At 44.6% G+C, this 25,784-nt stretch carries 22 protein-coding genes; 13 read left to right on the top strand and 9 right to left on the bottom strand.

Features of this window, described 5'->3' with window-relative positions; translation table 11 throughout:
* Positions 1-14 precede the first annotated feature (14 nt).
* The 3 genes from rnc to LZG94_RS21360 all read left to right on the top strand — a co-directional run bounded on the left by rnc (position 15) and on the right by LZG94_RS21360 (position 3,167).
* Positions 15-761: a ribonuclease III gene (rnc, locus tag LZG94_RS21370; RefSeq protein WP_215235110.1), complete on the top strand. Its 747-nt coding sequence runs from the start codon at positions 15-17 to the stop codon at positions 759-761.
* Between the two features lie 220 nt (positions 762-981).
* Positions 982-1,413: an Hsp20/alpha crystallin family protein gene (locus tag LZG94_RS21365; protein ID WP_233793784.1), complete on the top strand. Its 432-nt coding sequence runs from the start codon at positions 982-984 to the stop codon at positions 1,411-1,413.
* 212 nt (positions 1,414-1,625) lie between these two features.
* Positions 1,626-3,167, top strand: a complete 1,542-nt coding sequence (locus LZG94_RS21360; protein ID WP_215235108.1) for a Do family serine endopeptidase — start codon at positions 1,626-1,628, stop codon at positions 3,165-3,167.
* 71 nt (positions 3,168-3,238) lie between these two features.
* Here LZG94_RS21360 and LZG94_RS21355 read toward each other — a convergent pair whose 3' ends face one another.
* Positions 3,239-4,858, bottom strand: a complete 1,620-nt coding sequence (locus LZG94_RS21355) for a pseudouridine synthase (protein WP_233793783.1) — start codon at positions 4,856-4,858, stop codon at positions 3,239-3,241.
* A gap of 264 nt (positions 4,859-5,122) precedes the next feature.
* Here LZG94_RS21355 and LZG94_RS21350 point away from each other — a divergent pair, with 264 nt between their 5' ends.
* The 3 genes from LZG94_RS21350 to LZG94_RS21340 all read left to right on the top strand — a co-directional run bounded on the left by LZG94_RS21350 (position 5,123) and on the right by LZG94_RS21340 (position 9,665).
* Entirely contained in the window at positions 5,123-7,072 is a 1,950-nt protein-coding gene (locus LZG94_RS21350; protein WP_233793782.1) for an acetoacetate--CoA ligase, read from the top strand.
* Positions 7,073-7,179: 107 nt separating this feature from the next.
* A complete protein-coding gene (locus LZG94_RS21345) occupies positions 7,180-8,883 on the top strand; it encodes a S41 family peptidase (RefSeq protein ID WP_233793781.1) in 1,704 nt (567 codons plus the stop codon).
* Between the two features lie 29 nt (positions 8,884-8,912).
* Positions 8,913-9,665 carry an SDR family NAD(P)-dependent oxidoreductase gene (locus LZG94_RS21340; RefSeq protein ID WP_233793780.1) on the top strand — a complete coding sequence of 251 codons (753 nt, stop codon included), beginning with the start codon at positions 8,913-8,915 and terminating at the stop codon, positions 9,663-9,665.
* 13 nt (positions 9,666-9,678) lie between these two features.
* Here LZG94_RS21340 and LZG94_RS21335 read toward each other — a convergent pair whose 3' ends face one another.
* The 3 genes from LZG94_RS21335 to LZG94_RS21325 all read right to left on the bottom strand — a co-directional run bounded on the left by LZG94_RS21335 (position 9,679) and on the right by LZG94_RS21325 (position 14,004).
* Positions 9,679-10,362, bottom strand: coding sequence for a peptidoglycan DD-metalloendopeptidase family protein (locus LZG94_RS21335; protein ID WP_233793779.1), 684 nt, complete (start codon positions 10,360-10,362; stop codon positions 9,679-9,681).
* A gap of 57 nt (positions 10,363-10,419) precedes the next feature.
* Positions 10,420-12,996 carry a zinc-dependent metalloprotease gene (locus LZG94_RS21330; RefSeq protein ID WP_233793778.1) on the bottom strand — a complete coding sequence of 859 codons (2,577 nt, stop codon included), beginning with the start codon at positions 12,994-12,996 and terminating at the stop codon, positions 10,420-10,422.
* 72 nt (positions 12,997-13,068) lie between these two features.
* A complete protein-coding gene (locus tag LZG94_RS21325; RefSeq protein ID WP_233793777.1) occupies positions 13,069-14,004 on the bottom strand; it encodes a phosphatase in 936 nt (311 codons plus the stop codon).
* A 159-nt stretch (positions 14,005-14,163) separates the two neighbouring features.
* Here LZG94_RS21325 and rpsU point away from each other — a divergent pair, with 159 nt between their 5' ends.
* From rpsU to LZG94_RS21310, 3 genes are all read left to right on the top strand, one after another.
* Complete coding sequence (gene rpsU, locus LZG94_RS21320) at positions 14,164-14,358, top strand: 30S ribosomal protein S21 (RefSeq protein ID WP_026629542.1); 195 nt, start codon at positions 14,164-14,166, stop codon at positions 14,356-14,358.
* A 99-nt stretch (positions 14,359-14,457) separates the two neighbouring features.
* Positions 14,458-15,330 (top strand): tyrosine-type recombinase/integrase, encoded by an 873-nt coding sequence (locus LZG94_RS21315; RefSeq protein WP_233793776.1) that lies wholly within the window; start codon positions 14,458-14,460, stop codon positions 15,328-15,330.
* A gap of 67 nt (positions 15,331-15,397) precedes the next feature.
* Positions 15,398-17,983 carry a phosphoenolpyruvate carboxylase gene (locus tag LZG94_RS21310; RefSeq protein WP_233793775.1) on the top strand — a complete coding sequence of 862 codons (2,586 nt, stop codon included), beginning with the start codon at positions 15,398-15,400 and terminating at the stop codon, positions 17,981-17,983.
* Between the two features lie 60 nt (positions 17,984-18,043).
* Here LZG94_RS21310 and LZG94_RS21305 read toward each other — a convergent pair whose 3' ends face one another.
* The 3 genes from LZG94_RS21305 to LZG94_RS21295 are packed head-to-tail and all read right to left on the bottom strand — an operon-like array spanning position 18,044 to position 21,068.
* Positions 18,044-18,634, bottom strand: coding sequence for a hypothetical protein (locus LZG94_RS21305; protein ID WP_233793774.1), 591 nt, complete (start codon positions 18,632-18,634; stop codon positions 18,044-18,046).
* The gene (locus LZG94_RS21300; RefSeq protein WP_233793773.1) at positions 18,631-19,206 is read right to left on the bottom strand and encodes a hypothetical protein; all 576 of its coding nucleotides are present in this window, start codon (positions 19,204-19,206) and stop codon (positions 18,631-18,633) included. Before LZG94_RS21300 ends, LZG94_RS21305 begins: the two co-directional genes overlap by 4 nt.
* Positions 19,203-21,068 carry a zinc-dependent metalloprotease gene (locus LZG94_RS21295; protein ID WP_233793772.1) on the bottom strand — a complete coding sequence of 622 codons (1,866 nt, stop codon included), beginning with the start codon at positions 21,066-21,068 and terminating at the stop codon, positions 19,203-19,205. Before LZG94_RS21295 ends, LZG94_RS21300 begins: the two co-directional genes overlap by 4 nt.
* A gap of 232 nt (positions 21,069-21,300) precedes the next feature.
* Here LZG94_RS21295 and LZG94_RS21290 point away from each other — a divergent pair, with 232 nt between their 5' ends.
* The 3 genes from LZG94_RS21290 (at position 21,301) to LZG94_RS21280 (ending at position 23,114) form a co-directional block, all read left to right on the top strand.
* Positions 21,301-21,735: a MarR family winged helix-turn-helix transcriptional regulator gene (locus LZG94_RS21290; protein WP_233793771.1), complete on the top strand. Its 435-nt coding sequence runs from the start codon at positions 21,301-21,303 to the stop codon at positions 21,733-21,735.
* Positions 21,736-21,928: 193 nt separating this feature from the next.
* Positions 21,929-22,660 (top strand): SIMPL domain-containing protein, encoded by a 732-nt coding sequence (locus LZG94_RS21285; protein ID WP_215235093.1) that lies wholly within the window; start codon positions 21,929-21,931, stop codon positions 22,658-22,660.
* 121 nt (positions 22,661-22,781) lie between these two features.
* Positions 22,782-23,114: a YtxH domain-containing protein gene (locus LZG94_RS21280; RefSeq protein ID WP_233793770.1), complete on the top strand. Its 333-nt coding sequence runs from the start codon at positions 22,782-22,784 to the stop codon at positions 23,112-23,114.
* Between the two features lie 38 nt (positions 23,115-23,152).
* Here LZG94_RS21280 and nudK read toward each other — a convergent pair whose 3' ends face one another.
* Entirely contained in the window at positions 23,153-23,755 is a 603-nt protein-coding gene (nudK, locus tag LZG94_RS21275; RefSeq protein ID WP_233793769.1) for a GDP-mannose pyrophosphatase NudK, read from the bottom strand.
* A 142-nt stretch (positions 23,756-23,897) separates the two neighbouring features.
* Between nudK and LZG94_RS21270 the strand changes: the two genes are divergently transcribed.
* The gene (locus tag LZG94_RS21270; protein ID WP_233793768.1) at positions 23,898-24,407 is read left to right on the top strand and encodes a cupin domain-containing protein; all 510 of its coding nucleotides are present in this window, start codon (positions 23,898-23,900) and stop codon (positions 24,405-24,407) included.
* A 6-nt stretch (positions 24,408-24,413) separates the two neighbouring features.
* Here LZG94_RS21270 and LZG94_RS21265 read toward each other — a convergent pair whose 3' ends face one another.
* Entirely contained in the window at positions 24,414-25,757 is a 1,344-nt protein-coding gene (locus LZG94_RS21265; protein WP_233793767.1) for a hypothetical protein, read from the bottom strand.
* Positions 25,758-25,784: the final 27 nt, after the last annotated feature.

Here is a 25,784-nt window from a genome sequence, read left to right as displayed (position 1 = left end):
TAAACTTTCTACAATTGGCAAAGCGAATTCTTATACCGATACTTTCTCTTTTCAGAACCGGAAGTGCTGAGGATAAAAAATTTAAGGAGTCTATCGCGCATATAATTGGCGACCGTCCCTCTAATCTGGGTGTTTATCAGCTCGCTTTTCGCCACACCTCCGCTTCCAAAGAAACGGCCATCAAAGGATTTCGTGAGTCAAACGAACGACTTGAATACCTGGGGGATGCAGTTTTGGGAATGGTCGTGGCTGAATTTCTTTTTACCAAATACCCCTACAAGGACGAAGGTTTCTTAACCGAAATTAGATCGCGGATCGTAAACCGGGAATCGTTAAACCAAATTTCCCGCAAACTTGGTCTTGATAATCTGATCGAATACGACGGAAACCGTCGCGGCATGTCGCCAAGATCTTCCATGTACGGCGATGCGCTCGAAGCATTTGTAGGTGCCATTTATTTGGATAAAGGTTTCCGCTTCACGCGCACATTTATTATCAGCAAGCTTATTACGCACTACGATTTGGATAGTATTATTCAGAACAACGCGAACTTCAAAAGCCTCATCATCGAATGGGCGCAGCGGGAAGGCAAGGAAATCCGTTTTGAGATTATCGAAGAACGAGGTACCCGCCACCACCGCGAATTCATCTCTCAAATCCTTGTCAACGAGGAGCCTTTCGCAACCGGCAACGGTTTTACAAAGAAAAAAGCCGAGCAATCTGCCTCAGAGCAAGCTTGCGCTATCCTGGAACTACGCTAGACAATAATGGTTGTATATCGTCTGACATCAAAAATGTCAGAATGTTCGTTATTTCCTAATCAATATGTGACATTATGTCAGCGAATTTTTAATTTTATAGAAAATCGGTGACATAATGGCATAATAAATATGCTTTTTTCTCACAGGAATGGAAGTTGTTATTAAAGAACCAAAACCCAAGAGGTTTAAACTTTAACTCAAACATCAAACATTCCATAAAATGAGCACGTTAGTAAAAACCCATTTCACAACTCCTTCCTATTTAAACGGATTTTTTAACAAAGATCTGTTCCCAGAGTTTAACACACCAGCGTTTTCAGGCAGCGTACCAGCTGTGAATGTGGTGGAAAGCAAGGAAGGTTTTCGCATTGAAGTCGCTGCACCAGGTTTGCAGAAATCAGATTTCACATTAAATCTTGAAAAAAATCAGCTGACAATTTCTGCTCAGAAGGAACAGAAGTCAGAGGAAAATGAAGAAAAATACACGCGCAGGGAGTTCAAATACACTTCTTTCCAACGCACATTTACACTACCAAACTCTGTTGATGCAGAAAAGGTAGTAGCGAACTATTCCGAAGGGATCCTGAGCATCGCTTTGCCGAAGAGGGAAGAAGCGAAAGAAAAGCCTGCCCGTCAGATCGAAATCGCTTAATGAATTGATCAAATTGGAGAAGGCGTTATTGAACAAATAACGCCTTTTTTATGGTAGAGCTGGTAAACGACAAAGTTCTTCTGGCAGGATTGTTTAGTAAAAATTGAAATCAAATACCTTTGTTAAAATATGTTAAATGAGCCTGCTACGGGAATAGTTTGTTGTTTGCTTTGCGTTATTCATTTACAAAATAAAAACCCCAACATATATCTATGAAAACAAATTGGAAAAGTTTAGTGTTGGTTGGGTTGATTTCAAGTGCGTCAACTCTCGCCGGCTTTAAGCTCTTAGGCACTGATAATGATAAAGATGTAATTATTAAGGAGGCAGCGGGTGAGAATATCGCACGCTTCACCTCAACCGGAGCGCCAGTTGGTGCACCGGGCGACTTTGTTTACGCAGCCGAAGCAACAACCCCTACCGTAGTGCACATTAAGTCGACGTCAACTCGTCAGGCTTATCGCGGCGGCGGAGGAGGCCAGCAGATACCGGATATTTTCAGGGATTTTTTTGGTGATGAATTCGGTGGCGGACAGCGCGGACCTCAGTCTCAGGAAGCGTCGGGTTCCGGGGTGATCTTAACTTCTGACGGATATATTGTTACTAATAACCACGTAGTAGAAGGCGCTCAGGAATTGGAAGTTACGTTGCATAATAAAGGTAAGTACCGCGCGAAAGTTGTTGGTACTGACCCGTCTACGGATATCGCGGTTATCAAGGTTGAAGCCAAAAATCTTCCGGCTGTAACACTGGGTAATTCTGACGCGGTGAAGGTAGGAGAATGGGTGGTAGCAGTAGGAAATCCGTTTAACCTTGAATCGACTGTAACGGCGGGTATTGTAAGTGCGAAAGGTCGTGGATTAGGTATTATCGGCTCGTCAAGCCGTCGTAATGGCGTGACTCCGGCAGCTGCAACAGCAGGTGACTCGCCTCTGGAATCTTTTATTCAGACAGATGCAGTAGTGAATCCTGGAAACAGTGGTGGTGCATTGGTTAACCTGAAAGGAGAATTGATCGGTATCAATACCGCGATTGCTAGCCCAACAGGAAGTTTTGCAGGATATGCATTTGCGGTGCCTTCAAGTATCGTTAAAAAAGTGTCAAGCGACCTGATCAAATTCGGTAATGTGCAGAGAGGATACCTGGGTATTCAACTGGATAACCTAGACAGCAGAAAAGCAGAAGAATACGGCGTGAAGGTAAATGACGGTGTTTATGTGCGTGAATTCACAGAAAACAGTGCAGCTAAGGCTGGCGGTGTCAACAAAGGCGACGTGATTGTTAAAGTGGACGGAATCGATATTCACTCTGTTCCTGAGCTGCAACAGTCAATCGGCTTGCACAAGCCTGGCGACAAAGTGAACCTGACTGTGAACCGCGATGGCAAAGAGAGAGAACTTAGCATTACATTACGGAACAGAACAGGTGGTTCTGACATCATCAAACGTGATGAAACTGCGGCGATCATGAGTGTACTTGGTGCGCAGTTTGGTAACCTGAGTGATCAGGAAAAACAAAGACTGTCCCGGTACAAAGTAGAAGGTGGCGTAAAAGTGCTGGCTATTGAAGGCGGTAAGTTTGCGAGATCACAAGTCGAGGAAGGTTTCATTATCACCAAAGTGAATGGAAAAGCTGTTAAGACTGTAAAAGAATTCGAAGCAGCGATCGCTGGAAAAGAAGAATCCATGGTGACTTTTGAAGGATTGTATCCCGACGCACCTTACGATGTATTCTCTTTTGGATTTAGATTATAAGATTGAGACATAAATGAAAAAACCGGCAGCGAATTCGTTGCCGGTTTTTTTATGTCTTTTTCAAATGAAACTCAAAGCATATACTTCAACTTAACCACTTCCTTCTCACTCAAAAAGCGCCATTTTCCGCGAGGGAGGTCTTTTTTGTTTAGTCCGGCGAATACTGTACGGTCGAGTTTCTGAACTTCGTAACCTAAGTGTTCAAACATCCGGCGGACGATCCTGTTGCGGCCACTGTGAATTTCCAGCCCTACAACCATTGCGTCAGGAGTAACGATACCAACTTCGTCGGGGTGGATAAATCCGTCTTCCAGCTCAACACCGTGCTGCAAAGTTTCGAAATCTTCCGTTGTGATGGGTTTGTCTAGTTCAGCCTGATAAATTTTCTTGATACCACTCGAAGGGTGCGTCAGTTTTTCAGCCAGCTCGCCGTCATTTGTCAATAACAGCAATCCTGTTGTGTTCCGGTCGAGGCGACCGACGGGATAAACGCGCTCGTGACAAGCTCCTTTGATCAGATCCAAAACCGTCTTCCTTTCTTCCGGATCGTCTGTGGTAGTAATGTAATCCTTCGGCTTATTGATCAGTATATAGACCATTTTCTCAGGATTCAGCGCCTTCTTGCCGAATTTGACAACGTCGGACATTTTCACCTTATGCCCCATTTCAGTCACGACCTTCCCATTTACTGAAATCTGGCCGCCCGAAATAAGATCATCAGCTTCGCGACGGGAGCAAATACCGGCATTTGCGATATAGCGATTAAGCCTTATCTCACCGGTTTCCTCTTTTTTTTTTGGAGCGTTTTTCTTCTCGTATTCTTTCAGGTTGTAACGCGGCGCACTTTCAAAGCGTCCTACTCTCCTGTCCAAACCACTGCGATCCTCTGCTTCCGGCGCTTTTTCTTCTTTGGTAAAATTCTCACGAGGCTCTCTTACCGGGCGGCTTTCGCCCTCAGCCTTGCGACCGTATGCCGGTTTTCCGGTTGGTTTAAAGTCTTTTTTATCGAAACGAGGCCGCTCACTTCTTTCTGTATTCCTACCAAAAGCAGGTCTCTCGCCTCTTTCTGTATTTCTGTCAAAAGCAGGTCTTTCGCCTCTTTCTGAATTTCTGTCAAAAGCCGGTTTGTCTCCTCTATCCGCGCTTCTTTCAAAACGTGGCTTCTCTCCTCTATCCGCGCTTCTTTCAAAACGTGGCTTGTCTCCTCTATCGGTACCTCTCTCGAAACGCGGCTTTTCTCCTCTTTCAGAGTAAGTTCTTCTTTCAGTTGGTTCGTCTCCGGTACGTGGTCTGAATGGCCGGGCGTCGCCTGTTGGATCTGGCTTGCGGAAGGATCTTTTTTCTCCTTGAAAACCTTTGTCGCGGAATGGGCGTGCTGAGTTATCGAAAGGTTTGTCTTTGCGGAAACCACCTTGTTCAGGTCTGTCGAAACGTGGTTTCTCGAAACGCGGCCTGTCGTCGCGTGGTTTTTCGTGGTCGAAGCTCGGACGTGCTTTGGTTGGTTTATTGTCGCCGCTGGCGGCTCTCAAACTGGATTTTTTGATGCTCGGCTTGCTGAAACGGCTTTCTACTTCTGGTTTTGGCTTTCTGAATGAATTGCCGCCACCGCCGCTGCTTTTACGGAATGATTTGTCTCCGCCACTGGATGAGCCTGAGCTGCCAGGCTTTGAATCGTTTGTTCTTTTTCTCATTTTAGGAATGCAGTATCACTACTGGAATTATTTCCTCTTAACAAATTGCTTCTAACTGAAAGTTGTTTTCTGTCAGCCAGCCTATCTGATCATCAGAAAGTATTGATTGTAATTATATTAGCCGGCAAAGATACGTCAATTTTTTCGACTAAATATTTCAGTTGCTGTTTATGTCAAAAGTGATAACGCAACGTTTATTAGTACTATCAGCAAAATGCCTCTCAGAGCATTTGCGATCTAAATCTTCACTGTAATGAAATAAATATGTCAGCCGAGGTACAGAATCAACCTTTATGGAAACCGGGAAAGACATTAATGGAACAGTCCAATCTGAAAAAATATATGGATTGGCTGTTTGTCAAAAAAGGCCTTTATTTTCGATCTTATCACGATTTGTGGGAATGGTCGGTTATTGATCTGGAAGATTTCTGGGAAAGTCTCTGGAATTACTTCCATATAAAATCCCACGATCTGTACCTGGAAGTACTGCAACGCCCGCAGCGCGGCATGATCGGAACAAAGTGGTTTACCCGCTCGAAACTCAATTACGCCGAGCATATTTTCCGTAATAAAAACAAAGATCGCCCCGCTATTATATTCCAGTCAGAACAAGGCGGGCCGGAAGAAATTTCCTGGGAAAGGTTGGAAGAAGAAGTGGCGGCAGTAGCGACCTGGCTCAAACAAATAGGCGTAAAGCCCGGCGACCGCGTAGCTGCCGTTTTGCCCAATATCCCCCAATCTGTCATCGCATTTCTTGCTGCCAATTCAGTAGGCGCCGTCTGGTCGTCCTGCTCTCCCGATTTTGGTAAAACAGCATTGATAGAGCGCTTTTTGCAGATCGAACCGAAAGTATTATTCATCGCCGACGGTTATCACTATAATGGTAAAACGCACGATCTCACATCCTTCGCACAGGAACTAGCAATGTCGCTGCGCTCGGTGAAGGATGTTGTATTGATCAATAATATCGGCTCGGATTCCAGGCCGGACAGATATACTTCCTGGGAAGATATTCTCCATTTACAAAATTTCGGGATCGACTTTGAGCCGGTACCTTTCGATCATCCTATCTGGATATTGTATTCTTCGGGAACCACTGCCGCACCGAAAGCGATCACGCACAGTGTCGGCGGCTGCCTGATAGAGCACATGAAAGCATTGGTATTACATCAGAATGTCAAGCCCGGCGACCGGTATTTCTGGTATTCCACTACCGGCTGGATGATGTGGAACTATGCATTGGGCTCACTTTTATGCGGCGCTACATTGGTACTTTACGATGGCGCACCTACTTATCCGTCGTCCCAGGTTCTCTGGACATTGGCAGAGCAAGCTAAGATCACGCACTTCGGCAGCGGCGCAGCATTTTATATTACCTCGATGAAAAATGGCGTCAGTATTACGTCAGAGCGTCTTTCGCATTTGGAAACTATTGGGTCAACCGGCTCGCCATTACCGCCGGAAGTTTTTGAATGGGTGTACCGGCAGGTGAAAAAAGATGTTTGGCTGATCTCGCTGAGCGGCGGTACCGACGTTTGCAGCGCATTCGTAGGCGGCTGTCCGATCACGCCGGTTTATGCTGGTGAAATCCAATGCAGAATGCTGGGCTGCCGGATCGAAGCTTTTGATGAAGAGGGTAATTCTGTTTTTAATGAAATGGGCGAAATGGTGATCACGCAACCTATGCCCTCCATGCCGATCTATTTTTGGAATGATGAAGACCAGGAAAAATATTTCGGAAGCTACTTTGAGATGTACCCGAATGTGTGGCGACACGGCGACTGGATCAAGATCACGGACCGGAAATCTGTGATCATTTACGGTCGCTCAGACGCTACCCTGAACAGGGGAGGAGTACGCATTGGTACCGCTGAAATATACCGCGCCGTGGAAAGTATTCCCTCGGTGAAAGACAGTCTCGCCGTTTATCTGGAAAAGTCAAACGGGGAAGGTACGATATCGCTTTTTGTTGTTTTGGGGAAAGACAAACAATTGACCGACGAACTGAAAGCGGAGATCAGGGAGACACTTCGCACACAATATAGCCCGCGGCATATTCCCGATACCATCGAGCAGGTCGCCGATATTCCTTATACGATCAATGGGAAAAAGATGGAAGCGCCGATGAAAAGGATACTGATGGGCCAGGATCCGGAAAAAGTCATTAACCTGGATACCATGCGAAATCCCGAATCTTTGAAGTCTTTTGTGTAGTAGTTTTTCCTGTTAACCCGCTTGGAATAAGCAACCAAAATCGTTTACTTCACGTTAGATAGAAGTTATCCGCCCGGACAAATTCGTTCCCTTTTCCATATTACAGCATGAATTCAGAAAAATCACAGACACCGATCAATAATCCGAAATCGGTCGTGCGGTTGCCGATCATTATCGGAATTACGCTGGCCGCCGGCGTGCTGTTGGGAAGCACTTTTTTTAGTGGGGGAAAAAAACTGTCTGACGTCGCAAAAGGGTTTAACAAATTCAGGGAAGTACTTTCTTTGGTAGAAAACAATTACGTCGATTCGGTCAATACCGAGGAGCTGGTGGACTATTCTATCTCCAAAATGCTCGAAAAACTTGATCCGCACACGGCCTATTTCAATGCAGAAGAAGCGACCGCAGCAAGATCTCAACTCGAATCGGGTTTTGATGGAATTGGGGTTGAGTTTAATATTTATAACGATACAGTTTACGTAGTAACCCCGCTCAGCGGAGGTCCGTCAGAAACGGCTGGTATCCAAAGTGGTGACAGGATTATTTCTGTTAATAAAGAAAATCTGTCAGGTCCTGGCGTTACTAATGCGCAGGTTTACAAATTGTTGCGTGGTAAAAGAGGGACGAAAGTTGATCTGGCGATTGAGAGGGTTGGTTTGAAAGAAAAGATGAATTTCGCGGTTGTGCGTGACAGAATTCCTACTTTTTCGGTAGACGCTTCTTATATGGTTGATCAGGAAATTGGGTACATTAAAGTAAGCCGCTTCTCGGAATCTACATTCGAAGAATTTAAATCAGCATTAAAAACCTTGAAAACACAGGGACTGAAAAACCTGATACTGGACTTGCGAGGTAACCCGGGCGGCTACATGGAGAGGGCTACCAGTATGGCCGACGAATTCATTGCGGGAGATAAACTTTTGGTTTATACAGAAGGGAAAGACAGCCGCTTTGACAGAAAAACACGTTCGCACGTCGACGGACTTTTTGAGCAAGGTCCCCTGATTGTATTGGTAGACGAAGGTAGTGCCTCCGCCTCCGAAATTCTGGCCGGCGCATTGCAGGATCACGATCGCGCGTTGGTAGTAGGAAGAAGATCTTACGGAAAAGGGTTGGTTCAAATGCCGATCAAATTAAATGACGGATCGGAACTGCGTCTTACCATTTCAAGATATTACACGCCGAGCGGCAGGAGCATTCAAAAACCTTATGAACTTGGCAAAGGAGACGATTATAGCCAGGATCTGTCGCACCGGTACGAAAGTGGTGAGCTCTTTAATGTAGACAGTATCAAATTCGATAAAAGTAAGGTTTACAAAACCGACGGCGGGCGCATTGTGTACGGCGGCGGCGGTATTACCCCCGACATTTTTGTTCCAAAAGATACCTTGATGAACAGCAAATACCTTTTCGAGCTGTATTCAAAGAATATTATCAGAGAATATGCTTTAAGGTATGCGAACAACAATCAGAAGAAACTCGAAAAACAGACTTTTGACGAGTTCGTGAAAACCTTCGATGTGTCGGATGCTATGATCGCAGATATGGTGAAAGATGCTTCCAAGTCGGGTATTAAACCAAATCCGACTGAATTGAATCTTTCAAAACCAATCATTACTTCGCAGACCAAAGCAATTATCGGTCGCTACGTTTGGGGCCGCAAGCAAAAAAGCGGTCTTAATAATGAAGTATTCCAGGTTCTAAATCCTACCGATAATGTATTTCAGCAGGCTGTCCAGATGTTTAACCAGGCAGCACAGCTCGAAAAAGGCAAATTCAGCAGTTTGAATATTCCGAGAAAAGCGGACTAGCAGACAGCAGTAACACTAAAATTGACTCAATGTCCCGTATTGCATTAATTACCGGAGCCACTTCCGGAATAGGAAAAGCCACTGCCGAAATGTTCGCAGACGCTGGAATTGACCTCATTCTTTGCGGCAGGCGCCAGGAAAAACTGGATGAAATTGCTGAAAAGCTGTCTTCAAAAGTCCAGGTAACAACACTGCTTTTCGATGTTCGTGACAAAGGAGCTGTGCTTGCGATGATCAATTCGCTTTCGGATCACTGGAAAAATATTGATATTCTGATTAATAATGCAGGAAATGCGCACGGTCTTGGCTCGCTCGACGAAGGTGATCCCGAAGATTGGGACGCGATGATCGATGGAAATGTGAAGGGGCTTCTGTATGTTTCCAAAGCAGTTATTCCCTTGTTATTGGAAAAAGGAAAAGGTCATATTGTCAATATCAGTTCCATTGCCGGTAAGCAAACTTATGCGAACGGGGCAGTTTATTGCGCCTCCAAAGCGGCCGTAGAAGTGCTCAGCGAAGGAATGCGTCTCGAACTGACGCAGCACGGAATTAAGGTCACCAATGTAGCGCCCGGTGCTGTGGAGACTGAATTTTCATTGGTTCGTTTCAAAGGAGACGAATCGCGGGCTGAAAAGGTGTACGAGGGATTTGATCCGCTGCAAGCCGGCGATATTGCTGATGCAATCTTATACGCAGTAAATGCACCGGACAGGGTTACTATTGCAGATATTACCATTCTAGCCAGCGCACAATCAGCGGCGACTACGATTTATCGGAAGTAATAGTGCGCTTAGGTTAATGTTCATTTTCCACTATCCCCAATATCAGATTCGGGTCGGGGCAGATCGAAAGATAGTAATTGCGATCTGCAATGCTGCTCACGCCGGGAAAGTCGCCATTATAGCTTCCAATATCGGTAATAACCTGAAAATGAAGGTGCGGCGGCCAGTCGCCGTTTTCCGGGAAGTTGCCGACGGATGCGAAACGTTCTCCCGCATTGATATTTTTCCCCACAACCAATACTTCCAGCGAAGCAAGGGATAAATGTCCGTAAAGGGTATGAAATGTATTGCCCGAAAGCTCGTGAGTAAGGATGATCGTCGGGCCGTAATCGCCGTAATTATCGTTGAATGCAAAACTGTGGACTTTGCCGGCAAGCGGAGCATAGACAGCTTCTCCCGCAGCTACCCAAATATCAGTTCCCAGGTGAATGCTTCTTGGATTAACTGAGTCTCCCTCGAAATGCTTCCTATGCCGGTAAATAACCCGGTTTTCCCCGTAACCGCCGATACCCGCATATTTATTCTCCTGCAACAGTTCATCAAAAACAAACCTTGTAAACACTTCCGTTTCGGATAAGTCCCGATTCAGAAGTGCCGCATTGGCTGCCGAGAAATCCAGCTTTTTGAAAGGCTTATCAGTTTGAATAACCTGCGAAAAGTGGTGAAATCCGGCGAGTGTAAGTGCAAGGTTCGACATAGTTTTATACTTAAAAACAAAATGCCAGACACTCGGCCTGGCATTCGTGATTCATACTTATTTAGGATCGAGACTCTGCTTGATCCGCTGCAAAACGTCCTGTAAATGGTATTTGGTGATCTTATCCGTCGTTTTCGGAATTGCCGAGGTAACGCTGCTTTTGATCGCTTCTAAATGCGCCCTGGCAATGGAAGGCAGATCTGTTTTTTCCAGCTCAACAACGCGCGTAGAAAACCCATAGGTTATACCAACCGGAATTGACTGCACATTCGCTTTTCCTGGTTTAAGCAGATCGATCAGTTTCTCAGTATAAACCTTTTGAAGATTTCTCCGGTACAGGTCAATGCTCTTTCCAGTTTTAGTTTCTGACCAGATTCCCGTTTCAAGATCTGTAAAAAGCTCGTCCAAAGTATAGTTTTTAGAGGTAAGTCCGGTTTCCATCAACCGCACCGCCCGATCGCCTGCAAATAGCGTAGTGATCGCATATTCGTGCAATGCTTTGATCGCTTCCACACCGGTTTCCGGTTTGATCTTACTCAGAATATTTTGGTCTAAAAGCCAGCTCGGCGTTTTGAAGAGTTGGGTATTCAGAAATTCAACTGCTTCTTTTTGAGTCGCTTTCGGAACAGCCGTAAAAGTTTGTCCCTCCATATCATAGGTGATCGGATCATCGTAAATGCCGCCCACGTTCTTCATGACGTGCCCGATATAACGCCGGTATTGTGAAGTTACATTGCTGTACAATTCATCCAGTTCCTTATAGCTTTCACCATCTTCTTTACTCCACGCGATCAGATTTGGAACAATGCGTTTCAGGTTTTTAATACCATATTCAGAAGCTTTCATCGCATTATCACCCAAATCTTCCGTCTGGTAGCGCGGGTCGTAGGGACTGATTTCTGTTCCAAAATGCAGGCGTGTGTCTTTGTAAGCCTCTTTTGTCAATGTATTCAGCAATGCTTTTTCAGCCTTGGGATCTTTTACACTGGGGAAATAACTGTAACCCCACTGAATCGCCCATTTATCGTAATCTCCTATTCTTGGAAAAAGGTCTGAAATCCCGTCCCCAGGCTGTGCTACGTAATTAAAACGCGCGTAATCCATAATGGAAGCAGTATGCCCGTGTTCTTTAATCCAGTCTTTATCTCTCAGTTTTTCAACCGGAGTAGCGGAGCTTGCACCCATATTGTGCCTCAAACCAAGTGTGTGACCGATTTCGTGGGATGAAACAAAGCGGACCAGTTGTCCCATCAGTTCATCATCGAACTTCTTTTTCCGTGCCTGGGGGTCCACCGCCGCAGCCTGGACAATGTACCAGTTCCGGAGCAAACGCATTACATTGTGGTACCAGCCGATGTGACTTTCCAGAATTTCGCCGCTCCTTGGATCGTGCACATTTGGTCCGTAGGCATTCTGAATATCAGCCGCGAAATAGCGTATCACCGAATAGCGGGCATCTTCCAGGCTCATCGTCGTATCTTTTTCAGGCCAGTACTCGCCTCGGATTGCATTTTTCCAGCCCGCTTTTTCAAATGCAATCTGCCAGTCATCGACGCCTTCTTTCAAATATCTGCGCCATTTTTCAGGAGTTGCAGGGTCAATATAATAGACGATCGGTTTTTTAGGCTCGATCAATTCACCGTTTTTCTGCTTCGCTGCATCTTCTGCATTTTTAGGTTCCAGGCGCCACCTTACAGCAAATACCTCGGTATCCGAACGATGCGATTCTTCTCCAAAAACCGCATATTGGTTTGCAAAATACCCCACCCGACTGTCAAAAAGCCTTTTTTGCATAGGTTTGCCCGGGAGCAATATCAGCGAAGTATTCATTTCAAAAGTCACTACACCTGCATCAAGTCCCGAAGGAAGATACTGGCCAATCGAAGGTGTCGGCGAAGTACTGAGCATTTGCGGAGTCACCGAAAACGTTTTGATCGTCCTGATCTCGGTATTAATAGGGTAAGTCCTGATCTTCTCAATAAAAGAAGCTTCTTTCTTAAAAGTGGTCAGTTTAAGCAGCTGTTTGTTTACTGAGTTCAGTGAAAAAACCTGATTATCAGCATTAAAGAACTCTGTCACGTCAATAACTGAAGATTTCGCTTCCGGTGCTTTTTTAACAGCTTTAATATCAAAAACCCCGATAATAGGATCTGAATTGGAGTTTTTAACTGCCTGGAAAATCGGTTTCGTACTGTCCGGACTTGTCAGTACCACAGTCACCGAGCGGAGCAGCAGGTTATCGTCCATTCCTTTTTCCCAGCGGATCATTTGCCGGTTCACTTCCTCGCCACCAAAAATTCCGCCGCCCGCAGCAGTTTTTGAATAACGTGTAACCGCCATAATATCCCGGCTCAGCAGCGAATCCGGTATTTCAAAATACCATTTATCATCCTTTTTGTGAACAGAAATCATCCCTTTCTGGCTCACTGCACTTGTATCGATCAGTTCTTTAAAAGGCTTCGGCCCCTTTTTTGGCTTATCATCTTTCAGCTTGTCCTTTACCGCGCTGGCCATCGCGTCCACAGCTTTGTCAATCTTTACATCCTCTTGTTTCTTTTTTTTCCTTTGGGCAGTTGCATCCGTCAGATACACAAGGGCTAGTCCTGTCAGAAGCAGGTAGCGAAATAATTTCATAGGGTTTGTTTGGAATAAGTTAAGGTAAAATAGAAGAGTTTTTTTAGGGTAAATCTTTAAGTCAACAGTTTGTCAAAGCGACAGCAATTCGGCCAACACGCCTTCTTTCAACGCATAACTGGAAACCTGGATCTTTTGGATACTGTGCGTTCGGAGCACATAGTCGACCAGGCACACAGCCACAACGATCATATCCACTCGCAGCTCGATCATGCCGGGAATGCGCATTCGTTCGTCATGATTTTGTGAAAGAAGAATATCGTATGCGCGGTAAAATTCCTGAACGGGCAATTCAAAGTCGGTCTGGTAGCGCGGCGGAGCCTGATTCGTGCGGTAATGAAAATCGATGTCGACGAGCGTATCAAATGTTCCAGAGGAGCCGATCAGCTTTTCCGGCGCATATTGGTGTATCGCATTAGCCAGCGGGATCAGGTTTTCATCAAAATAATGGTAGAGATTTCTTTTGTCGCCAATTGAAAGCGGATCGTTGCGCATAAACTTTTCCATCAGCCGCTGCCCGCCGATCTCAAAACTTTGCTTCCAGAATATCTGGGTTTGGTTTCCAATGATAAATTCAACACTGCCGCCACCAATATCCATGATGAGCGCAGGTGCAGTGCCAATGTTGGTCCCAAATCTTACGCCGCGATAAATATATTCCGCTTCCTTGTTTCCGTCTATAACCTTGATACTGATCCCCGTTTTGTCAAGAATTTGCTCGCAGAACTCCGCCTGATTGTCGGCATTACGGATTGCACTCGTGCCAAACGCAAACGTCTTTTCCGGCATTATCGCGAATTCGTCAAGCTTTTCTCTAAAATATTGAAGCACTTGAATTGCTCTGCCAAAAGCCTCCGTAGTAATGATTTTCTTGTTAATCCCTCCCAAACCAATGCGCGCCGGCCTGCTGTCATGGAAAACAGTTGCGAATTGATCTCCCGTTTTTTCGACGATCAGCAGATGAAAAGTGTTTGTTCCTAAATCAATAATCCCGAGTCTTTCGCTCATATTCGGCTGCCTGTTTGGGTCGCTGCTTTCTTACCATGACAATGATTGCAAAAATAACCTAATTTTTAATGAGTTATTTCTTGATTTTCTGTTGAATAAGAGTTTTCTTTGCAGTCCAATTTCAGAAACCAATTCAAAAAAACATTACAATAAATAAGCATGCTGATTATCAACATTAAAGACAACGAATCGATTGACCGCGCTCTTAAGCGTTACAAGAAAAAATTTGAAAGAACCGGTACAATGCGTCAGTTACGTGCCCGTACAGCTTTCGAAAAACCATCTGTTAGACGTCGTTTCGAAGTTCTGCGTGCCGTTTACAAAGAAAAAACTTACGGTCATTTAGAAGACTAGTCTATTAGAAAGGTTTCTGAATGAAGTGATAGGATCATTGTATCCATACGAAAAAGAGCTGTCTGATTTCAGATAGCTCTTTTTCGTATATTGCCCGCTATGATAGCCTCGTTTCTGGAATTCCTGACATTTGAAAAGCGCGCCAGCGTGCATACAGTGAAGTCTTACCAGACGGACCTGGATCAGTTTCAGAAGTATCTGTTATTTCAATACGATTGCAATACCCCCGAATCGGCCCAGCCGGTTATGCTGCGTTCCTGGATTGTGAGTTTGATGGAAGAAGGGCTGAATCCGACTTCAGTAAACCGGAAAATAGCGGCGCTTCGCAGTTTTTATAGTTTTTTAAGACGCAAACAACTGATCGTCAAAGATCCTACCAAAGTTCTTTCTGCACTCAAAACCCGTAAGAAACTTCCTGCATTCGTGGAAGAAAAGGCAATGGAAATGCTTTTTCAGGAGGATTTTTTCACTGAGGATTTTGCTGGTACCCGCGATAAGTTAGTGCTGGAATTGCTTTACGGAAGTGGCATTCGTCTGGCCGAATTGCTGGACCTAGAAGTGAAACATCTGGACCTGCCTGCCCGTACTATCCGTGTTTTTGGAAAAAGGGCAAAAGAACGTATTGTACCGATCGCCGCTTCTCTCGCCCAGCTTCTCTCTACTTATTTGATAGAAAGAGCAAAGGTTGCGGAGACGAGTAATCTGATTATAACTGATTCAGGGAAAGCAGCTTATCCCGTTTTTATTCAAAGGTTGGTAAAAAAGCACTTGTCTGCAGTCACAACGCTCGGTCAAAAAAGCCCTCACGTTTTGCGGCACACCTACGCCACACACCTGCTGAATCGGGGCGCGGATCTGAATGCAATCAAAGAATTGCTTGGGCACGCGAACCTGGCTGCGACCCAGATTTATACGCATAACTCCATCGAAAAGCTGAAAAAATCACATCAGCAAGCCCATCCAAAAGCCTGAAAGCCGTTTTTTAAGATTATATTTGACCTCTATTGACGGTCTCAGAATATAATTTGGTCACAACATTATGAATAACAGTTTTCAGGACGCAGTTGTAACGAAGTATAATATTTTCAACAGCCTTTTCCTGAGTTTGCCTTATAGGGGCATATTTCAGACAGGCTCTTTACTTCCCATACTGACTCAGCAAAGTGAAACAGGATTTCAGGAGGGGAAATCGCCCAAAGAAATTATTGAGCATTTTTTTTCAGAGTTACTGGAAACTGCGACGCCTAAGGAAAGGACCGATCTGCTCTTTTTGTTTATCCAATACATTGAAAGACAGGTAGTATTATTTGATTCTGTTGAAGATGCCGCTTTCGATCAGACGCACGATCTCACGGGAAAAGGGTCAGTTACCTATCTCACCGAGCGGCTCGACAATGATGAGCTGAAAAAGAAACTGCTCGCTAAACTGGAAGATTTCAGTGTAAGGATCGTGTTAACTGCCCACCCTACCCAGTTTTATTCCGGAAAAGTGCTCGGCATTATCAATGATCTGGAAGACGCGATCAAGGAAAATGACTTTACAGAGGTAAACCAGCTGCTTCTGCAACTTGGGAAAACCGCTTTTATCAATCACGAGAAACCTACCCCATTTGACGAGGCGGTCAGTCTGTGCTGGTTCCTCGAAAATGTATATTACGACGCTATTCCGTCCATTCTAGAAAAGTTAATCAACGGACTGGGAATGAGCGTTCATGACTGGCCTTATCCCAACGTTTTCCGGCTTGGCTTCTGGCCAGGCGGCGACCGCGACGGAAATCCTTTCGTCAATCCGGAAACCACTTTGCAAGTTGCCGACAGACTACGCGAAACGCTTTTGCGCAGCTACTACCGCGATTTGCGGACATTAAAACGAAGACTTACTTTCAAAGGGGTCGACGAAGCTGTGTCACTTGCGGAGAGAAAAATGAATAGCACCATATTCGGGCCGTTTGACCAGGGATATGCAAATGCTCAGGAACTGATCGACGAGCTGTTAATGGCGCGCGAAGTGCTGGTGACTAAGCATCAGGGCCTTTTTGTGGAGCTGCTTGATAATTTTATCCTTAAACTGAATCTGTTCGGATTCTTCTTCGCCAGTCTCGACGTTCGTCAGGACAGCAGGAAGCATGCAAAGGCATGGGAGGATATTCTTAAAAGACTGGAAAAGAAAATCCCGCTTTTGAAATACAGTGATTTCGAGGGCTGGGACGAGGGAAAGAAAATTGAAATGCTGCTGTCGCTCAATATCCCGTTGCGCGATGAAGATTACGAAGACGAATTAACGAAAGACATTCTGGGATCTATCCGGGCGATCAAAACGATCCAGCAAAAGAATGGTGAAAAAGGCGCTCACCGATATGTGATCAGTAATAATACCTCCGCTCTGAATGTAATGCAGGTGGTTGCACTCGCAAAAAACCTGATTGCAGACGAAGACGGTAAACTTGCGCTGGACGTAGTGCCGCTGTTTGAAACGGTGGACGATCTTGCGAATGCGCCGGAGATTATGACAAGACTTTATCAAAACGAGTTTTATCGCAATCACCTTCAAAATCGTGAAAACCACCAGACGATCATGGTAGGTTTTTCTGACGGAACGAAAGACGGTGGATATCTTCGCGCCAACTGGTCGATATATCGTGCAAAAGAAGAGTTGACAAGAGTATCGCGGGAGTTTGGGATCAAAGTCACGTTTTTCGACGGAAGGGGTGGACCTCCTGCACGTGGCGGCGGAAACAACCACAACTTCTATTCATCTCTCGGATCTGAAATTGAAGATAAGGAAATTCAGTTAACTGTTCAGGGCCAGACTATTAGCTCTAATTATGGAACAGTTACCACTGCTATGTACAATCTGGAAAGGTTGTTTACAGCAGGTCTGGAAAATCATTTGTTCCGCGGAAACCGGGCTGAGGATGAATTGAGCGCTGAGGACAAAATACTGATTGAGGAAATGGCAGCCGCTGCGTACGAATCGTACCTCGACCTGAAAAACCACCCGATGTTTGTTAAGTACCTGGACAAGAAAACGCCGCTGCGTTTTTACGGACAAACGAATATTGGAAGCCGCCCTACCAAGCGCGGAAATGACGACGAGGGACTTAAATTTGAAGATTTACGGGCTATTCCGTTCGTCGGTTCTTGGGCGCAGATGAAGCAGAATGTACCTGGTTTTTATGGTTTTGGATCTGCAATCCGGCAAATGGAAGGTGAAAACAAGGTTGAGGATATCAAGCAGCTATATAAAAAATCACTGTTTTTCCGGACGCTCATTGAAAATTCAATGCAGTCGCTTTCAAAAGCGTTTTTCCCTGCCACCAAATACCTCCGTGATGAAGAAGAGTATCGGGAGTTTTGGGATAAAATGTACGACGAATTTATCCTGACCCGCGATTTGCTGCTGGATGTTTCAGGTCAAAAAGAGTTGCTGGACAGCAATAACGTCACGAAAGTATCTATCAAAACGCGCGAAAGAATCGTATTGCCGCTGATCACAATTCAGCAATATGCACTTCAAATGCTCTCTAGCGATCCAAAAGATCTGCCGGTTGATGTGGAAACGTATAATCAGCTGATTATGCGGGCGATGTTTGGTATTATTAATGCTGCGCGGAATTCGGCGTAGTAGGTAGCTTATATGAACCAAAACGCTCCTGATCTTACTGTTCAGGAGCGTTTTGGTTTTTTAGAGTAATCCACCCTTTCCAGGAGTTAAGATTTTTGTATGAAATGTTCCGTTTGTAAATCTTAAAGTGTCCTCGTGAGAATTGGCGGATCTTGGCGACCGTAAAACGTAAGTCACGTTAAACCGTCCTTTTATTTCTCTATTTCCGTTTTCCTGAAATTGGTCTATTTGAAGATAATTGTCTTCCGACTCCACAACTTCGTATGGATCTCTGAACATATCGAAATTGGTAAAAGCGACCAGTTGAGAAAATATGAATGTTGAATCTTCGCAGGAGTAGTGCCGGTTAGGCATGATCTTGTAACGTCCTGTTTTCGTAGGAATATTTGTGAAATACAGTTCCTCCTCGAGGTCACCGCCCGAGTCGAAAAGCAGCGAGTAAATAACCATTCGTTTGCAAGTAGAGTCAACATATTCCTCCTTCGCCCGAACCGCCTGAAATGCATTTCTGTAAGTGTGCTCCCAGTTTCTTCCATTTACTTTTGCCCGGAAGTGCCCCCATGATTGCCTTGGCATTAATCTCTCCTTCTCGCATCCGGCGAATAAGGCAAGAAAAGCGCCGCAAACAGCAAGTGCTACAAGAAGTTTCATGGGGTCGAAAATTTAGTGTGGAACTTACCGTCCGTAAAGTATAAGGTGTCCGGAAGAGCAGGTTCACCACCTCGTTTTTCTACAACCATTGTCAGTTTGAAGGTGCCTTTTGTTTCACCTGTCACTTGGTTATATTTTTCTATTTCCAAATAGCTGTCCGAACCTTTCAATGTTGTGTAAACATCCCCAACTACATCTCCATCTTGTGTAATTGTGTATAGTTCCGCATAGACAGGATCTTGTTCATCGCAATGGTAGGGCGTGGACGGAATAATGTCATATTTACCCGCTTTTTGAGGGATTTTCATCAAATGAAATTTTTGCCGTAAATAGCCCTCAGGGGAATATAGTTCAGAAAATATTTCCAGATGATCGTCTGTGCATGGCAAGGATGCAGAGAATGGAACAAGCGCAGACTCGACGGTTTGGTAGGCATTCAAGTAAGTTCTGCTCCAAACCTTTCCGTTAAGAATAGCTTCAAAATAGCCGATAGAATGTCGTTCGGGCAGGGGGCTAGTCTTATAGCAGCCGGCAATGATGAATATGAGTAAAAAACCAATCAATCGGATCATCGCTGAATAATTATGCGTTTCACCTCAGTCTTTTCATTAACAATTAATCTTAGGAGGTAGCTACCGTTTTCTAATCCATCATTGCTCCATGAAAGCGAATGCAATCCGCGACTCTGCAATGATTTTTTTGGTAAAATTGACTCCACGAAATTTCCGGACAAATCTAGTATTTCAAGTTCTACGGCAGCTTCTGTTTCGAGATAGTATCCAATGCGCATTTCATCAGCAACGGGATTTGGAATGACCGAAAGTTCTTGATTTTCATTGATTAAACTATCAGCTTCCGTATTGCCAGTCTTGAAAGGACTTGGCATTTGGGCAGTTACAGCAATGAATGCGGTAGTCGATTTTCCATTCGCGCTGACAGTTCCTTTGAGATATATTTTTTGATTTTGATAGAAATACCATGTAAAAACTTCGGTGGTGATATTTGATGCGATGTAATTGACGCCATCGTAACTATACTGCCAAGTGAAGGAATATGGTGCAGATCCACAACTGTAATTCAATTCATAGTTCTTCCCGCCCTGAGTAGTGACAAAAGTAGGACCGTCAAGATAGGCAACTAATGGAGGTACAGGATTTGGCTTGAAACCTCCTACAATTAAATGCGTTTCTGTAATCCTCTTGGCATTGTTATTGTTGGCAAGGGTTCCGGTTGATTTCCCTCCCACGATTACGTTTGGGTTTGAGAAGTTGAGTAGCCTGTTGCTTCCGTCATTTGTATTAGTGCTCATCATCGTTCGATCGGTAACAATTCCTAAACCATTTTTCATATTATGCCCCTGTGCGTATTGTGGATCACCTGATTCGCCGTCATGTCGGCAGCCATATATATGTCCTACCTCATGGGCGAAGGTTTTATTAGTCACAGCGTTCAAGATCTGGACTATGGAATAGGCGGAAGCATTATTAAGGAAAGGTATTGCTGTCGCGCCTCGTGCCCCGTAGTTACCATTTGTAAAAAGCACAACCAAATCTGCCTGAAATTGAGTTCTCAGGCTTTGAGCGGCTGCATTTCCAGGCAGATTTGTTATGTCCAGCGTCATATTGTTATTAGTTTCCGGGAAATTTAACGGTGCTACCCCCGCCAGTGTTAGTACCGCGTTACTTGTTATTCCACTGTTGTAGATAGTACTGTTGAATTGGGCGACTGATATATTAGCTTGGTCGGTAATAGTGGCTACATCCCCAGCTATCTGCAATGCTTTTGCTGTGTAAAGCACCAGCACCCGGGGGTTCACAAGCGGCTGACAAGGGTATAATTTTGCATTCGCATCAGAGCTTGGATTTGAGTTGACAGGCTCCGGTGTCGCTGGGATATATTCTGCATTTTCGCGACCTCCCGTTCGGTTCTCACTTGTCGTCGCGCAACCTACGTCGCCGGCTTTTATGGGGTCGATTTCTTGCAAAGAATATAAATTACCCGGAGCCGGAAAGATCTCGTAGACTCCCTGCGGCGTGGAGATGTGGGCGCATATCCGGCCTTCTTTTGACAATACAATCACTGTCCCCAATCCATCGTCAGTCTTTCCAATCCATTCGTAGTTGTGCTCATCGTGGTATTCCACGTGGGTTGCTTCGGCCGTGATCGGGCTGGTGTTGGGGATACGTAGTTTGAGGATTCCATCTTGCTGCGAAGTTGCTAATGCATTCAGCTTTACAAACTGAAATGCAGAAATGTTAGGGTTTTTCCTGAGCCGGGCTTTGAAAGCATCCATTTCGCGGGAATCAGGTACGTCGGGTCCAGCAACAGGCTCGATAAAATTGCTTTGCTGTGAGAAGGTTAGCGTTGTTGTCAGAGACAAAAGCAGCCACGTTGCCAGGAAGTTTCTTGCAAAAATCGTAAAGCTTGTCTGCATAAGTAGAAGATGTAAGAAGGAAATAATAGAACAATTTTGATTGAAATGTTCTATTATTTCCAGGAATAACAAAGTACTTCGCTGAGGCAGCAGGTGTGTAATTATTAGAAGGCAGGAAGTTCAGGATGAACGGAGGATATGATTGATTTTTTGCTGCAATAATTAGTAGACGAATAGTTGGCTGGACTTATATCTTCAATATACTCAATGACTAAACTTCAACTTTCTCCACATGACACATCATTCCGATCATCGTGCCTATTTTTTTAAAATAGATACGACTATCAAAAAAATTCGTAACGCCCTGCAAAAACAATTGACAGAAGCAGGTTTTGATTTGACCGTAGACCAGTGGGTTCTTATTGATCATATATTTCGTAAACAAGGAATCAGTCAGAACGAGCTGGCTGAAATGACGTTTAAAGATCCGCCAACTGTGACCCGGATTATCGATCTGCTCGAAAAAAAGGGTCTTGTGGAACGCGGACCAGCCGCAGGCGATCGAAGGAAGTTTAATTTATCCCTAACCAAAACAGGCGAATCTCTCTATAAGAAAGCATTCCCTATTGTTGCTGATATCCGGCGCAAAGGCTGGGGCAGTCTTAACGATTCTGACTATCAGCATTTTGTAAGGATTATGGATTCTATTTACCAGAATTTTACCTGAATCTTGCCAGCTATATAGTAAAATGGAAGACTGTCGATGCAGATGGTCTTCCATTTTTTATTGTTAAGAATTGCAAACGGGCTTAAACCTTCTCCCGTCCTTTTGCATCTAACCTGCATTGAAACGTTTATACGTTTCGTCACGTTGAATAGCTCAACGCAGTTTTATCAAATCGTTTTTCTTTACAAAAGCCATGAAAAAAGCATTTTTTGCAAGTATCCTTTTCGCCGCAGCAGCATTGGTTCCGGCATTTTCACAAGTCCAATCCGAACAACTTATCCAGGTTCCGAATATCGACGTTGCCGGCTTCGCCGAAATGGAAGTCGTTCCTGACGAGATTTATTTCAGTGTGTCGCTCCGGGAATATTTTACAGATGAAAAAAATCAGAAGGATAAGGTCAATATCAGCACGCTTGAAAAGCAGTTGATCAAAGCAGTGGCCGACGCTGGTTTGCCGAAAGAAAGCTTGTCAATCAGCGGCGTAGGCGGATACCAGAATTATGTTGATAAAAAGAAAAAGCCTGCGACATTTCTCGAAAACAAACAATATGAGTTAAAAGTCAGCAGTGCCGAAAAATTGGATGGGATTATGGCGAAAGTGGAAAGCCGCGGTATTCAATATGCGAATGTGGCCCGCGTAGACCATTCTAAAAGAGAAGAGTTTAAAAAACAGGTCAAGATCGACGCCTTGAAAGCGGCCAAAGTGAAAGCTGAATATTTGGTAGCTTCATTGGATCAAAAACTTGGTAAAGTGCTGTCAATTAAGGAACTGGACGAAAATCTGGTGTTCCCGCAACCGATGTTTGCCAAAGCTAATATGCGCTCGCTTTCAGCGGAATCAGCCGATGCCGTGACCGACAGTGATGTGCAATACCAGAAGATCAAGATCAGTTACCGCATGCAGGCGGCTTTTGAAATTAAATAAATACGAATGCCCGCCTTGTTGCGGGCATAATTTTTTGGAACCAGTCGCATCAAAAGAGAAAGCCTCTTGGGATTAAAGGAATGGTTATTTAACTTCAAGCTAAACTAAGTAACTGGAAATCATGGGCATCAATTCAAAACATCTGGCCACGTTCATTCTTGGCGCCGCGGCGGGAGTCGCTGCTCACAAGTATCTTCAAACAGAAGAAGGAGAGAAACTTTTGGAAGATTTGAAGACCAAAGCAAATAGTCTGAAAGCCGAGGCCGAAGGCGCATTTGATAAAGCTCCTGAGTATTTCGAAGAGCTCAAAACCAAAGGCTCCGAAACGCTGAAAGGCAATTTTCCCGATGTGGAGACTTTTCTTAAAGACCTTTACGAGAAGTTTGTAGGAAACAAAAGTACCGGTTCTTCTACTACCACCGAAACAACGCCGATCCCGGATCCGATCTCGTAGGTTCCGGATTAGAAAGATAACAACAGGATGCAGGTCGGTTATTGACCTGTATCCTGTTTTGTTTTTACCAAGCCATTCAACTGCGCATATTGCAGGAGCATTATCGTTTTTGCATCCCGGATCTCGCCGGTCACGATCATATTCATTGCATCTGAAAATGGTATTTCTAGCACTTCAATATTTTCCTGCTCATTTTCAGCACCGCCACCGCTGCTCACTTTCATAGCATCCGAATATTCACCTACGAAAAAATATAGGATCTCTGTAACTGAACCCGGCGACATATAAGCCTCAAAAATCTTCCTGACCGCATTGAGCTTGTAACCCGTTTCCTCCTCTGTTTCCCGTTTAATACAATCTTCCGGATTATCTTTATCAAGCAGGCCCGCGCAAGCTTCAATCAGCATTCCGCTCTGATTTCCGTTCGTATAAGTAGGCAGTCTGAATTGACGCGTGAGGATAACCGTTTCTTTTTCAGTATTATAAAGTAAAATAGTTGCGCCGTTTCCCCGGTCGTAAGCTTCGCGGCTCTGGCGTTCCCATTTTCCGTCAGGTCGCTGGTATTCGAAATTGTATTTCCTCAAAGTATACCAGTTAGCTGATAGTACCTCTTCTTCGACATTTCTTATCCGAGTGTTCATAATGATCATTATTGATTAATTAAGATTATTTTTGATCAAATGTAGTGTGTGTTGTTAAATATTCAAACACGCGCGCGCCGGACATTGAATATTTAATTATTAACCGGCCCCCTGTATTATATTGGGCCCTACTTTAAATAATATGATACCAGCAACCTATTGGATCGAGAAATACAATCTGCTGCCACACCCGGAAGGAGGCTATTATGCGGAAACCTACCGTTCGGTGGAAATGATTGAGCACCAGGCTCTGCCAGCTCGTTTCAGCGGAGACAGATCATTTTCGACAGGGATTTATTTTTTGCTTGAAAGTCACAATTTCTCCGCATTCCATCGGATACAGGCTGATGAAATGTGGCATTTTTATGCCGGAGACGCCCTGGAAGTATTTATGATCAACTCAAAAACCAGGCAGCTTGAAATTATTAAGCTGGGGAATAATCCTGAGAATGGAGAAACATTTCAGGCGGTAGTTCCGGCAGGTAACTGGTTTGGCTCTCGGCCTGCAAAAGGAAGCACTTATGCATTGGTAGGCTGTACCGTGGCTCCGGGCTTCGATTTTCAGGATTTTGAAATGGCAGACAGGGAGGTATTAAAAGCAGAATTCCCCGAATTCAGCGAGCTGATCGGGGAATTGACAAGAATAGATTGATATTGACTATTTCACTTTCAGCTTCGACCAGTAAGGCTGCGTTTCATATCGGTTGGTGTAAATTCCACTGACCGCATAATCCCCAGCCGGTAGGTCGGTTGGAATGGTATATTGGCCCAGGGGATAACTTGTTCCGGCTACTGCCCAGTTGTATACCACCAGTTTCGGCGTTAGGTCCACCGTTTTCCCGGCTGATTTCAGTCTCAGGCGAGGTAGTCTGTTCACATCAAAATTCGTATTGGAAGATCCGAAATCGAGGGGTAATGATTTTGTGTAAAAAACATCTCCCTTACTGAAAGCCAAAGGTTCCACATTGCGATCCAATGCACCATTCACGTCGCCTTTCCAGATCGTTTCCAGGCAGTTAGACGCAAAATTCGACAGATGAACACTGGTTTTGCCCAGCAATGTTTCTTTTTCATAAAACGATACCAGATAGGAGCCTTCCGGCAAGCTCGCCGGGATTTTGTCCAGGGTCAATAGTTGCGCGTCTTTAACCTGAACCGCTGAGACAACAGGTGTTGCCAGGAAATCGCTCGAAATTTTGACAGTATATTTTTCCTTGGAAAGGAAGTATCCGCCAGCAGCTTTGAGCGTGTCTTTATAAGTATATTGAAACTTATACATAGGCGTTGCGTACAAATCGGGCAAGCCTCTGACAAACTTAATCCCTTCAAATACAACCGGGGTCTGGTTAAAGAACTTAAACTCCATGGTCAGCGGATCGTTTGTGATCAATTCTTCTGCTGCACCCAGATAAAGCGGCGTTGTCAAAGAATAGTAACTGCTTTCCATGAAGAAGCCCGTCTTCTTGTTCGAGATCTTCACAATTGGTCCCAGCTGCTCAACGGACGAAGGAATACTACCCACCTTCGCAGTAAAACGAAGGGGCAGATTAACCCCCGACGCATTTATCGGGATTTCCTTTTGCAAGAGCTCTATTTGCGGAGTGCCTGAAAAATTGAAGTACACGTGGAATAACCATTTCTTGTCGCTTTTATCCCGCAATTGAAAGCGTAAAGGCGGAGTACCCTTATATGGATACGAAATTACGCTTCCGCTGATCGGCTTTTCGAGGCTGTCTGTCAAAACAACATCGGGCTGCATTGACAATATCACTTCTGCTTGCTCCGCATTGTAAGTATCGGGCAGGTTTACATAAAAGCTGTTACTGACAGAATCGAAACTCACTTCCTCTACACCTGTGACACGCAGCGATTTCAAAAATTCGGAAGCTTTGGCCTCGCCGGTAGATCCCGGCTCAGGATTAACTTCGTTTTTATCACGGTCTTTTTTGCAGGCCGCTAAAAATGTAACGAGAAGTAAGAGAATATAAAAAGATTTTTTCATGGCAGGTTTAATTTCACAAAAGGTTAC

The organism is Dyadobacter sp. CY343 (assembly GCF_021390335.1).
Taxonomy (GTDB): Bacteria; Bacteroidota; Bacteroidia; order Cytophagales; family Spirosomataceae; genus Dyadobacter.
The sequence above is the reverse complement of the archived record's forward strand: the minus strand, read 5'-3'. Positions and strand labels throughout refer to the sequence as shown.